We start from the raw sequence: 12,413 nt of genomic DNA, 5'->3' as shown, positions 1-12,413 counted from the left end.
TTAATGCGGTCGCCACAGGTGGCGATCGCTTTCACCCATGCAGTGACAAACCTTTAATCGCCTTATCCACTGCTTTCTTTGGCCCACGAATCGCGATGCCGACCAGGTTCAGGTTGTCGGCATCTTCAGCCATGAATACCTCGCGGTTGGCGGCATCATGTCCGGTGGCGAACATCGCTTCCACATACGGGATCACCGTCAACTCCCGTTCCAAACCCTGGCGATGAGCCCGTTGTAATCCCGTGACATCACCCGCAAACACCAGCATCGGCTGGCCTGCCATATTGCCGTATTGACGCCCCTTCGCATCCACGTAAGGTTCGCCCATCATGTCAGGCGCAGCAGAAGCAATGCCGGTAGCAAGAAAGGCCACCACATTCAGGCGCTGCCAGGTGGCTAAATCATCACGAACAATCAGGGCGATTTTGGTATCAAACATCTGTCACTACTCTCCGATGGGGTCTAAAACAGCATCATCTAAGAGTCGCGGGGGTGGGATATAGAACGTTTGTGCACTGTCGTTGATAGGAGGCCGGTGTCATGCGGTAGGCGCGTTGGAACCAACGCCCTAAATGACTCTGATCGGCAAAACCAACCTGAGCGGCAACCTGCACCGGCTCAATGCCCTGCGCCAGCAACACACGTGCGCTGCGCAACCTCAGTCGTACCAGGTAGGCATGCGGTGACTGACCAAACGCCTGCTTAAACTGACGCGTCAGCTTAAAGCGATCGATGCCCGCCAGCCGTGACAGCTCATCCAGCCCTATATCCTGCGCCATAAAATCGTGCAGATAGTCGCGTAATAGCTGCATGTGCTGCATCGCTGCGCCTGATTGCGCATTGGGTTTGGTTTCAAGATGGCGGGAAAGCATCGTCATCAGATGATCGAGGCTTTGGTCGCGCGCCAGTCGCCCTTCACTGTGATGCACTGAAAACCACGCCTGCTGGATGGCACTGGCCAGCAGCGCATCATCATTTAACGTGTGGCGAAAAGCCCCTTCGATGTTGGAGACATCACCCAGACCGCGTCGCTGCATCATCTCTGCCACCCAATGTTGCGGCAGATAAAGCATGGTGTAGGTGAAACCCTCTTCGTTAGGCGCGTGGCCATCATGCACCGCGCCTGGCTCAATCAAAATGGCGCGGCCAGGCGTGCTGGTGTGCAATGCTCGATGGCAGTTAAAACGCTGTAAGCCCTGCTGCGTCACGCCCACCAATAATTCATCATGATCGTGCGGATCGTAGGCGTGTCCGCGAAAATGCGCGTTGACGCTTTCGATACCGGTTTCGTCATCGCGACGAAAATCGACCCAATCTTTATTGGCTGACATAACGGCGTGCTCAGGCTGTGAGGGAAAGTCAGGCATAGCCTAGCAGCCTGAACCAGAGATAATCCAGTGGTAACAGCAACAGCACGCTGAAGATAAACACCAGCACGCACAGTTGCAGGCCCGCTTTGGCAGGCACATTACCCAGCCCCATCGCCACCACCACTGGCGAAGCCTGATAAGGCAACAGCGGCGTCGCGTAGGCAAACACCTGCATCATAACGACGCTCATCAGAGAAAAGCCGGATGCGGTTGCCAGCTCTTGCGCGATCGGCGTGACCATCGCTGGCACGCCGTTGGCGGTCAGCACAAAGTTGAGCAGCGAGACCAGCGAGTTAAGCACCGCGAAATTACCAAACGAAGCGTGATCCTGCAGAGGCAGCACGCTGAGCAGCAAATTGGCAATCAGTCGGCCAAGTCCTGAATCCACCACCACTGTCGCCACCCCGAGAATACCCGCGATATAGATACAGGTGCGGAAATTAACCCCGCTGGCGAAATCATCTCCTGAAAGAAAGCCAATGCGCGGCAGCAGACAAATACAGGCCGCCGCCAGCCCAACCCATGCGGCAGGCAAGCCGTGCAGGCTATCGGTCATCCACAGCAACAGAGTGATAGCCAACAGGCCCATCAACCGCCATTCGCTGCGGCTGAGCGGCTCAAGTTGATCGCGATGGCGCACGGGCTGAGGTTGCGCGCGGAACAGGAAAAGAATAGCGGCTGCAAGTACCATCCCCTTGCCAATCCCCACCACCGGCATATGCAGCAGCCACCAGGGCAGCCACTGGAGATGGATCTGATAGGCGTTTTCCGCAGCACCGCTCAGCACCAGATTGGGCACGTTAGCCGGTAAGATGCTGGCGGAGAGCTGGAAAGTGCCAAAACCCACCGCCAGCGCCAGACCAATGCTGCCACGGCTCCCGGCTTTAATTCCGGCCCGTTCACCCAACGCCAGCACCACCGGCATCAGCAAAGCGATGCGTCCCATATTGGAAGGCATCACCAATGCCAGCAGATAGGTCAGCACCAGAGTCCCCACCACCATGCGCGGCCAGCTCTGGCTGAACGGCACCACCAGATAGTTAGCCCAGCGTTGTGCAAGCCCGACTTTACGGATTGCTGCACCGAGCACAAAACCGCTCAATACCAGCCAGAAGGCTGAAGAGGCAAATCCGCTGAAGATGGTGCTGGCGGGGGCGATGTTGAATAACGTGGCAGCAGCAAAAAAAAGCAGCGCGGTAAGATACTCGGGCAAACGAGCGCTCGCCCACAGCAGAATAGTGATGGCAATAATCAGCGTGGTAAGCCAGAAATGCATATCTGAAGTCACTGACTGAACTCCCTGTCTACGATCCGTCGCACAAAGCGGATAAGCATAGTGCAATCCACGGTGTGCAACGCTGAGTCAGTTAACAGTTTGTTAAATTGCTAGTTGTCCGAGCCAATTAATTAACGCTTCGCTGCCCGGCTGGCTGCGCGAACGCTGCGGCCAGGCAAGAAAATAGGGTTTACTTAACGGCAGGCTTAACGCATCAACCATAACTAAATCGCCTCGTGCCAGCTCTGCAGCGATAAGCCTTTTCTGCCCTAATAACAAACCCGCGCCTGCCACCGCAGCATCGATCGCCAGGGAGGTGAGATTGAAGCTTAACGCGGGTTGAGGCGCAGGTTCCGCCATCCCTTTCGCCTGATACCAGCTGCGCCAGTCCGGCAAAAATCGCCCTTCATTACCCCAGTCAAGATGGATCAATGGAGCCTGTTGCAACACGTTTTCTAATGGAAACTGCTGCAACAGCCTGGGACTCACCACGGGCACCACCTCATCCAAAAACAGACGCTGCTTATCAAGCTGGGGATAGCGATCCTCACCAAAGCAAATGACAAAGTCAGCTGGTGTGGCATTAAAATCCACCAGTGCATGGGTGCCGTGTAGCGATAAATCAATGTCGGGACAGTGAACGCGCCACTGCGCAATATTGGGCAGCAGCCACTTCGAGGCTAGCGCGGGCAATGAATAGAGTGTGAGCTTGGGCATCGCCGCCACATGACGCAGGTTTTGCTGACCGAGATGCAAAATATCAAAAGCTTCCGTCACATAGCGCAGATACTCTTTGCCGGTTTCGGTGAGCATGACCCCACTCTGCGTGCGCACAAACAGCGCGCTGCCCAACTGTTCCTCTAGCTGGCGGATCTGCTGACTTACCGCCGCAGGCGTCAGCGCCAGTTGCGCGGCGGCTTTTGCTAAACTGCCCAATTCCGCTGCCACCTTAAATGACTGGATAACGCTGATTTTCGGTAAACGCGGTGACTGTGCGGGCATTAAAGTTTCCTTAGCAGGGCATTAAATTTATATCGTTACGCACTAACATATCAGTGAGTTACTGTGATAACACACCTGTCACAATGAGAACTGTTGCTATGTCTGCATTGATTCGTTTCGATTTGCATCCACTGGCCGACGCCGACTGGCGACGTGAATGCCGTGAACAGCTCAACCAGCATGGCGCGCTGGTCCTGCGTCAGTTTTTACAACCCGACGCGCTGCAAAGCATCATTGCCGAAGGAAACGCTCAGCGCCATCTGGCCTATCACACCCTCAGCAAGCATAACGTCTATCTGATGAAGAAAGACGAGACGTATGACGCTGACCATCCGCGCAATCGTGATGTAATCAGCACTAAAGGCTGTATTACCGACGACGTGATCGCCGCCGAATCGCCGCTGCGCCAGCTGTACAACGACGAACTGTTTAAAAGTTTCCTGTGCGACGTGCTGGGTGAAACCGCGCTCTATCCTTACGCCGATCCGCTCTCTTCCATCAATCTGCATTACGCGCCTGATGGTCAGGAGCTAGGCTGGCACTTCGATAACTCCTCCTTCGCCATCACCCTGCTGGTACAGAAACCCCGCGCCGGCGGCGTATTCCAGTATGTGAAGGATCTGCGCGATGCCGATGCCGGTGAGATGAACTTTGATGGCGTGGCGGCGGTTTTGGATCAGCGCCAGCCGGTGGACGCGCTGGCGATTGAAGCGGGTGACTTAGTGCTGTTCCGTGGTCGCAACTCAATGCATCGTGTGACGCCAACCGAAGGCGACATCACACGCATGCTGGCAGTGCTGGCGTATAACACACAGCCTGGCATCGCTCTATCGGAAACAGCGCGTATGACTTTTTATGGTCGGTTGTGATCGGCGTTTAACAAACCTTGCCAGCCGCGTACAAATATCTGCTGGGTCCGAAAAGCCACCAGATCGCGCCAGTCGCGGTCTGCTGGCCAGAAACCTTCCACCAGCTCATGCTTTAAGGCGCGCCCTGACTCACTGGCCGGTTCACCTTGCAGATGCAACCAATGATCATCACGCACGCGACGATGCATCTCTTCGCCGGGATACGTTCCGCACTCCACCACCAGTGGCAAAATATGCGTCTGCGGCAGTGATTCCAGCAGGAACTGCGACAGATAACCCGTTGCGGTCGCGGTCACTCCGGTGACACTGTCACGACCTGCACCGGTAAACAGTAACGTTAACCACTCGCCATACAGTGATTTTCCCCACTGATGCGCAGCGACTTGCTGCTCAGCAATAGAGAGCAACATTGGATGCCCCCATGCTCCGGCTCCCGTATGCAGATCGAAACTCAGGATGGTTTTTGCCTGCGATAAATGGTCGGCGATGATGGTTTGCATGGTGCGATAAGACCAGCTCGGTTGCTGTCCACCGTAGAAGAAACCGTCAGCGAATTGGTATTGCCCGGCTTCCACCACCCGTTTTACCGCCAGCCAACCTGCGCCGTTAAGGGTTTTAACTAACAGCTCATCAGCTTGTGTCCGATCGCCGTGGTAAATCCCGTGCCATGACGGGTATTCCGGATTGGCGGGGGCTGGCTGAGTAAAATCGATAAAATTGCGATTAAGATCGATGTTGTCTTCGTTGACGCGCCGCAAATGGGCTGCTCCCCAGGGATTCAACAGGTGCAGCAGCACAATCGCGGTGTCATCGGGCAAAGCAGTCAGACTGAAGCGATTGAGCCACTCAATCTGACTGTCCGATCCGTAGTAGCCCTCCACCCCATGCGTGCCCGAGATGATCATCATCAATTTGCTTGCACCGGGATCGCCAATGACGGCGACATCGGTATAAAGCGTTTCACCTTGTGGGCCCGGCAGCGGATGCGGATATGAGGTCAAAACGCCGTGTTGGCGCTCGACTGCCGCAACAAAACGGGCACGTTGGGACGAGTAATGCGGCAAATCTGACATGCTGTTTCCTGTAAATAAGGGCGCTTACGGATAAACCTTAAACTTGAAGTATTTTTTCGCTAGCTGATCGTAAGTGCCATTGTTGTGCAGTTCGGCCAGCGCATCATTGATCAGTTTCAGATGCACGGTATCGCCCTTACGCAGGCCAATTCCCACACCGTTGCCCAGCAGCTCTTTATCCACCAGCGTGGCTTTGATGACGTAATCTTTGCCTTCCGGCGTATTCAGGAAACCCTGATCCGCAGACACCGCATTCGCCAGAGTGCCATCCAGTCGCCCCGCGACCAGATCGGGATAGATCTCCATCTGGTTCGGATAGGAAACCACATTGACACCCTGTGCCGCCCATTTTGCTTTGGCGTAGGTTTCCTGAATGGTGCCCTGCGCCACGCCGATGTTTTTACCGCGCAGCGTGCTGATATCTTCGGTCAGGGTGCTGCTTTTTGGCGTCAGCAACGCACTCGGCGTGATATACAGCATGTTGCTGAAATCCACCTGCTCACGGCGTTTCTCCGTCATCGACATCGCCGACAGAATCGCATCAAATTTTTTAGCCTGCAGTGCCGGAATACTGCCATCAAAGCCGATCTGCACCCACTGGCATTTGACTTTTGCCTGCGCACAAATGGCGTTGCCCAAATCGATATCAAATCCTTTTAGTGAGCCATCACTGGCCTTAGATTCAAACGGTGGGAAAGTGGGATCAACACCAAAACGCAACGTCTGCTCAGCAAACGATAAGGTGCTGAAAGCGCCCAGTGAAAGCAGTAACGCGAAGGACAAACTCTTTTTCATTGTTATCTCCAGCAGGCAGGTAAATTCACAACGGCATGGAGATTTAATAACATGACGGAAACATTACCACCACTAAAAAAATGGATTTATGTAGAGTGAATTCTTATATTGATTAATAGGTTAGAGGAATTTCACACCCCATTAAAAATTACTTAATACCCCCTGTCATTCTTTTGTCATAACTCGCTCACCCTGCTGTCAGCGCCGTTTTCATATCCTGTGCCCGAACCTTCCTTATCTGGAGCACAAACATGAAACTGAAAAAACTGACGTTAGCGGCGGGCATTTTATTGGCGATGGCAGGCGGCGTGGCGCAAGCCGAGGCGCAACCGGTGAAGAATATTGTGTTAGTACACGGTGCGTTTGTGGGTGGTGCAGGATGGCGTCCGGTGTATGACCGCCTGACGCACGATGGCTATAAAGTGACGCTGGTGCAGGAGCCGCTGACCGGTTTCCCGGAAGATGTCACCGCGACACGCCGCATCATCGATCAGCAGAATGGACCGGTGATTCTGGTCGGCCACAGTTATGGTGGCGCGATCATCACCGAAGCCGGAAATGACAGCAAGGTGGTGGGTCTGGTGTATATCGCCGCACACGCGCTGGATAACGGCGAAACCGAAGCCATCAACGGTAAAAAATTCCCCAACAGCGCGCATCCGTTTGCTAAATCCAGTGATGGCTATCTGACCATCGCTCCTGAAAATTATCACAGCGATTTCGCTGCGGATTTACCGGCGGCGCAGGCGGATTTTGAAGCGCATGCGCAGATGCCAACCAACGCCGCTGTGTTCACCGCCAACATTCCAGACCCTGCGTGGAAGACCAAGCCTAGCTGGTACATGGTGGCGAAAGCTGACAAAATCATTAACCCTGATCTGGAGCGGATGTACGCCAAACGCGCGCATAGCCACACGGTTGAAGTCGCCGGCGCCAGCCACTCGGTGTATGAATCTCATCCTGATGATGTGGCGAAACTGATTGAACAGGCTGCTCAGCAGGCGCAGCCCTAATCCACTTGTCCCGCCCGGAGATGCGCATGAAAATTTTGGTGATTGAAGATGAAGCCAAAGCGCGCGATTACATGCGCAAAGGATTAACCGAAGCGGGATTTATCGTGGATGTGGCCGAGAATGGGCAAGATGGTTTGTTCTATGCGCAGGAGCACCATTACGATTTGATCTTACTTGATGTGATGATGCCCGGCATGAGCGGCTGGGAAGTCATGGCCGCGCTGGATAAACAGATCCAGACGCCGGTGATTTTCCTCACGGCTAAAGGCACGTTGGAAGATCGCATCAAAGGATTGGAACTGGGCGCGGATGATTACCTGGTGAAGCCCTTCTCGTTTGCGGAACTGCTGGCGCGCGTTCGTACGCAGTTGCGGCGTGGCGGCCAGCAAAAACTTCCCGATGTGCTGACCCTCGCCGACCTGCAACTCGATATCCTTAAGCGTCGAGTGGAGCGCGCGGGAGAACGCATCGACCTCACCAACAAAGAGTTCAACCTGCTGCATCTTTTTATGCTGCATCCAGGAGAGGTACTGACGCGCACGGTGATTGCCTCGCGCGTGTGGGACATGAATTTTGATAGCGATACCAACGTGGTGGATGTGGCGGTGAAGCGCCTGCGCCAAAAGATTGATGGTCCCTTTGCCCATCCGCTGATTCACACGGTGCACGGCGTTGGATATCGCTGCGAAGCTGAAACATGAAAAAACTCTCGCTTGCCACTCGCTTATCCCTGCTGCTCAGCACTGCGGTGATCGTGATTTTTGCCCTGAGCGGCTTTGCGCTGTATCAGTCGCTGGCGAAGCAGATTGGCGTGCGTGATGACGCGGCTTTACTGACGCGCATTGATCAGATTCGTACGCTGCTGCGCGATGAAGATGCCATCACGCTGATCCAGCAAAAACCACGCCTGTTTGCCAATATGCTGGGCAATACGGAGTCTTTGCTGGTGCTGCGCTTTCCAGGTCAACCGCCGCTGATTGTGGTCAATCCCGGCGCACGGCCGATGCCCAACATCACGCCAGTGCCCACCGATCAGCCACTCAGTCTGACCTCAGTGCATCACCAGCAGGCAGAGGACGGCACGCCTTTTATCTCCGCCGCTGCATTAGCGCCGACGCGCGATGGTAATGGGCAAATTGAGATCATCACCGGCCGCCTGATGAGCGATCGTACCCAAACTCTCAACAGCTATCGCGATCAGATCATTGTCTCGACCGCACTGGCTGCGCTGCTGGTTGCATTATTGAGCATCTGGCTGGTGCGACGCGGCTTATCGCCATTGCGTCGGCTGGCAGCGGAAACCGATGCCATAGACGTGCGGCGTTTATCGCACCGCATCCAGTTCAGCGATGCTCCGACAGAACTGCAACCGCTGGTCGCTGCCTTCAACCAGATGCTCAGTCGTCTGGAAATGGGCTATCAACAGCTCAGCCAGGTTTCCGCCGATATGGCGCACGACCTGCGCACGCCGATTGGCACCTTGATCGGTCAGACCGAGGTGGCGCTGAGCCAGCCGCGCAGCGTGGGCGATTATCAGGCACTGCTGGGCTCCAACTACGAGGAACTGGAGCGATTGGCGAAAATGATCGATAACATGCTGTTCCTCGCTAAAGCGGAAGACGCCAGCCAGGCGATGGATTGGCAAACCATCGATTTGGCACAGCTGGGCGAGAAGTTGCAGGACTATTTTGATGGCATGGCCGAGGAGCACGCCATGCAGTTGGAGATGCGCATGCAAGGAGAATTGCGCGCCGATCCGCAGCTGCTGCAACGTGCACTGGCGAATCTGATGGCGAATGCCTTGCGCTATGGCGAGCGGGATACCACCATTCGCGTGTTAAGTGCGGTGCGCGATCAGGGAATCGAATTGGTGGTGGAGAATCAAGGCGCGGCGTTGAGTGTTGAACAGCAGTCACGCATGTTTAATCGCTTCTGGCGCGCCGATGCATCACGGCATCAAAGCAGTAGCGGACTGGGCTTGTCGATTGTACGCAGCATCATGCGCTTGCATCACGGCAGCTGTGCGGTGAGCAGTGAGAATGGGGTGAACCGGTTTAGTTTGCTGTTTCCGCGATGAAACGTGTCGCGGCGCGATTCATCGCGCGGGGTTAAAACCACGCAAAAAATTGCGCCGCAACCGCTTAAATAAAGGTGAAAATCTCTTCGCGCGGCAAACGTGATTTTGGCAATGCCGCGTTGAAATCTTCGTCGCTGCGATAGCCCAACGAGACCAGTACCACGCTGGTAAAGCCTTTCTCACGCAAGCCTAACGCCTGATCCAGCGCTCGCTGATCAAAACCTTCCATCGGCGTCGCATCAATCCCTAACATCGCGGCACCTAGCAGCAGACCACCGAGCGCCAGGTAAACCTGTTTCTCCATCCACTGCGGGATATCACGCTGCTCGTAACGGTGCATATCGACATAGCCACGACGGCTCTTATCCTGACCGGCTTTGCCTTCTGGTTTGGCAAAACGCCCATCCTGCTCTTCCTGCGCCAGCACGTTTTGCAGATGCGCGTCATCCAGATCGGTGCGCATGCACAGCGCGATCACATGGGAAGCATTCAGTACTTTTGGGCCGTTATAAACAAAGGCGCCGGTAGTGGATTGCGCGATCTGCTCACGACCTTCTGGCGTGGAAGCCACCACAAAATGCCACGGCTGAGAGTTGACGGATGACGGGCTGCTACGCAGCACGTTCAGCAATGTTTCGATCTCTTCCTGCGGCAAGCTTTTACCACTGGCGAAGGCTTTTACAGTGTGGCGACGAGCCACTGCGTCATTAAGTGTCATGGCAATCTCCTGAATCGATTATTTTAAAAGTGCCGTTACCTTAACCGCCGCGCTTACACGGCGGTTAACGAATTGTGTTTCAAAGGGTTAAAAGCCGCTCAGCACGATTTTGCCGCGTGCACGCCCGCTTTCGATCAGCGCATGGGCTTTGCGCAGATTGGCCGCGTTGATGGTGCCGTGATGTTCGCCTGCCGTGGTTTGCAGCGTCTGGTCATCTACCAGTTGGCTGACGCGCTCTAAAATATCGTGCTGACGCTGCATATCGCGGGTCTGGAACAGTGAACGGGTAAACATCAGCTCCCAGTGTAGCGAGATGGCTTTGCGTTTCAGTGGCACCACGTCCAGCGTTTCCGGATCGTCGATCAGCGCCAGCTTGCCTTGCGGGACCAGCACATCCACCAGCTGGGTGTAATAGCTGTCGGTGTGCGTCAATGAAGCCACATAGCGCACCTGCGGGTGACCAATGGCCGCCAGCTGTTCGCCGAGTGGCTGCTGATGATTAACCACATGATGCGCGCCCAGTGAGCGCACCCAATCCGCGGTTTCGGGACGCGATGCGGTGCCAATCACCGTGAGGTTAGTCAGCTTGCGCGCCAGCTGCGTCAGAATTGACCCAACACCGCCGCCTGCTCCAATTATCAGCAATGCGGCATTGTCATCCGCCTGCACTTCCAGACGATCAAACAGCAGTTCCCATGCGGTGAGTGATGTCAGCGGCAACGCGGCGGCATCGGCATCATTCAGCGTACGGGGTTTATGTCCGGCAATGCGTTCATCCACCAGACCATACTCGGCATAACTGCCCGCGCGCGTAATATCGCCCGCGTAAAACACTTCATCGCCCGGCTGGAACAGCGTGACTTCCTCGCCCACCGCTTCCACCATGCCGACCGCATCCCAACCCAGAATGCGCGGTTTGTCGGTGGGCGCACCGTTACGCACTTTGGTATCCACCGGGTTTACGGCAATCGCGTGGATCTTTACCAGCAGGTCACGCGCGCCCGGCTGCGGTTGGGCGACATCCAGTTCGTACAACGCATTTTCATCGGAAATTGGTAAACCGTTTTGGCTATAAACTATCGCTTTCATCAAGCCGTTCCTCAATTCATCAGGGTGTTAGGTAAGTTGAGCTCAGCATAGCGGCCTGCACGCTGAGGAAAAATGCCGATTGCACAGCAACACTTTCACTCTTAGAGTGAAAATCCCTGCGCGTTTTGACGATGAGTAAGAAAATGATCCGACTGGAAGATGTCACGCTGTTTGTAAGATCGGCAGCACTGGGCAGCTTTTCGCGCGCGGCCCGCGAAGTGAATTTGCTGCCGGGCCAAGTGAGCGCCGCCATTCAGCGTCTGGAGCGGGAACTGGATCGCCGCCTGTTTGCGCGATCCACGCGTAGCCTGCGTTTAACCGCTGAGGGTGAAAAGTATCTGCCCTACGCGCAGGAGATGCTGGCCCTGATGCAAGCGGGCGCTGATAGCCTGCAAAGTCACGAAGACGCACTGAGCGGTGAGCTTAAAATCGCGATGCCTTCCGATATTGGCCGCAATATCCTCTTGCCGCTGATTACCGAATTTTGCTGTGAGCACCCTGCCTTGTCGGTTCGATTATCGTTATCCGATCAAATCAGCGATGTGTTTCGCGATCCGGTCGATATCGCCATTCGCTACGGCAAACTGGAAGACAGCAGTTACGTGGCATTGCCGCTGGCCGAGGACAATCGCCGCATTATGGTGGCATCGCCAGCCTATCTCGACCAACATGGACGCCCGCAGAAGCTGGAGGATTTGGCCCAGCATCACTGCCTGCCGTTTGTGATGGGCGGCCATGTCTATGACAAATGGACGTTCCCGCAGGAAGGTATGCGCCGCCAAATCACGGTGAAAAGTCGCCTGCTGTGTGATGACGCCGAAGTGGCGCGTCGTTGGGCTATCAATGGCATGGGCATCGCGTATAAATCCTGGATTGACGTCTGTGAAGACATTAGGCAGCGCCGCCTAGAACGGGTGCTGCCTGAGATCCCCGGCGAAAGCACGCCGCTGCATTTAATCTGCCCGCATCGTAAGCAGTTCTCTCCTGCGATTCGGGCGCTGCATAGCGTATTGCGGGAGCATTTGCGGGCGATTACCGCGCAACTTTGATAGCTGTAAATGTGCAGAGCTTATGCGAACTTGCGGTTTTGATTGCCTCGTGAGCGGCTTTATCATTTTTAAAAATTGATAA

General features: G+C 55.1%; 13 protein-coding genes. 5 read left to right on the top strand and 8 right to left on the bottom strand.

What is annotated here, in order from left to right; all coding sequences use genetic code 11:
- Positions 1–31: 31 nt before the first annotated feature.
- From F3J37_RS07080 to F3J37_RS07065, 4 genes are all read right to left on the bottom strand, one after another.
- A complete protein-coding gene (locus F3J37_RS07080; protein WP_045833270.1) occupies positions 32–439 on the bottom strand; it encodes a DUF2000 family protein in 408 nt (135 codons plus the stop codon).
- A 34-nt stretch (positions 440–473) separates the two neighbouring features.
- Positions 474–1,331, bottom strand: a complete 858-nt coding sequence (locus tag F3J37_RS07075; RefSeq protein ID WP_166932686.1) for an AraC family transcriptional regulator — start codon at positions 1,329–1,331, stop codon at positions 474–476.
- A 28-nt stretch (positions 1,332–1,359) separates the two neighbouring features.
- Entirely contained in the window at positions 1,360–2,646 is a 1,287-nt protein-coding gene (locus F3J37_RS07070; RefSeq protein WP_166932779.1) for an SLC13 family permease, read from the bottom strand.
- A gap of 102 nt (positions 2,647–2,748) precedes the next feature.
- On the bottom strand, positions 2,749–3,648 hold the full coding sequence (locus tag F3J37_RS07065; protein ID WP_166932684.1) for a LysR substrate-binding domain-containing protein: 900 nt from the start codon (positions 3,646–3,648) through the stop codon (positions 2,749–2,751).
- A 98-nt stretch (positions 3,649–3,746) separates the two neighbouring features.
- Between F3J37_RS07065 and F3J37_RS07060 the strand changes: the two genes are divergently transcribed.
- The gene (locus F3J37_RS07060) at positions 3,747–4,517 is read left to right on the top strand and encodes a HalD/BesD family halogenase (protein WP_166932682.1); all 771 of its coding nucleotides are present in this window, start codon (positions 3,747–3,749) and stop codon (positions 4,515–4,517) included.
- On the opposite strand, the gene F3J37_RS07055 is transcribed toward F3J37_RS07060, so the two are convergent.
- Positions 4,502–5,590: a DUF2817 domain-containing protein gene (locus F3J37_RS07055; RefSeq protein ID WP_166932681.1), complete on the bottom strand. Its 1,089-nt coding sequence runs from the start codon at positions 5,588–5,590 to the stop codon at positions 4,502–4,504. The genes F3J37_RS07060 and F3J37_RS07055 overlap by 16 nt on opposite strands.
- A 24-nt stretch (positions 5,591–5,614) precedes the next feature.
- A complete protein-coding gene (locus F3J37_RS07050; RefSeq protein ID WP_058960289.1) occupies positions 5,615–6,385 on the bottom strand; it encodes a transporter substrate-binding domain-containing protein in 771 nt (256 codons plus the stop codon).
- A gap of 251 nt (positions 6,386–6,636) precedes the next feature.
- On the opposite strand from F3J37_RS07050, the gene F3J37_RS07045 reads away from it, so the two are divergent.
- Genes F3J37_RS07045 through F3J37_RS07035 form a run of 3 tightly spaced genes read left to right on the top strand, consistent with a single transcriptional unit; the run spans position 6,637 to position 9,475 of the window.
- Positions 6,637–7,398, top strand: coding sequence for an alpha/beta hydrolase (locus tag F3J37_RS07045; RefSeq protein WP_166932679.1), 762 nt, complete (start codon positions 6,637–6,639; stop codon positions 7,396–7,398).
- A 26-nt stretch (positions 7,399–7,424) separates the two neighbouring features.
- The gene (locus tag F3J37_RS07040) at positions 7,425–8,099 is read left to right on the top strand and encodes a heavy metal response regulator transcription factor (protein WP_166932677.1); all 675 of its coding nucleotides are present in this window, start codon (positions 7,425–7,427) and stop codon (positions 8,097–8,099) included.
- Positions 8,096–9,475 (top strand): heavy metal sensor histidine kinase, encoded by a 1,380-nt coding sequence (locus tag F3J37_RS07035; protein ID WP_166932675.1) that lies wholly within the window; start codon positions 8,096–8,098, stop codon positions 9,473–9,475. Before F3J37_RS07040 ends, F3J37_RS07035 begins: the two co-directional genes overlap by 4 nt.
- Positions 9,476–9,539: 64 nt before the next feature.
- On the opposite strand, the gene nfsB is transcribed toward F3J37_RS07035, so the two are convergent.
- Entirely contained in the window at positions 9,540–10,193 is a 654-nt protein-coding gene (nfsB, locus tag F3J37_RS07030) for an oxygen-insensitive NAD(P)H nitroreductase (protein ID WP_166932673.1), read from the bottom strand.
- Between the two features lie 87 nt (positions 10,194–10,280).
- A complete protein-coding gene (locus tag F3J37_RS07025; protein WP_166932671.1) occupies positions 10,281–11,282 on the bottom strand; it encodes a zinc-binding alcohol dehydrogenase family protein in 1,002 nt (333 codons plus the stop codon).
- Positions 11,283–11,425: 143 nt separating this feature from the next.
- Between F3J37_RS07025 and F3J37_RS07020 the strand changes: the two genes are divergently transcribed.
- Positions 11,426–12,331, top strand: a complete 906-nt coding sequence (locus F3J37_RS07020) for a LysR family transcriptional regulator (protein ID WP_166932669.1) — start codon at positions 11,426–11,428, stop codon at positions 12,329–12,331.
- The last annotated feature ends 82 nt before the right edge of the window (positions 12,332–12,413 follow it).

This window comes from Candidatus Pantoea communis (genome assembly GCF_011752685.1).
GTDB classification, from domain to species: domain Bacteria; phylum Pseudomonadota; class Gammaproteobacteria; order Enterobacterales; family Enterobacteriaceae; genus Pantoea; species Pantoea communis.
Note: the sequence above shows the minus strand (reverse complement) of the source record. Positions and strands in the feature narration are given on the sequence as shown.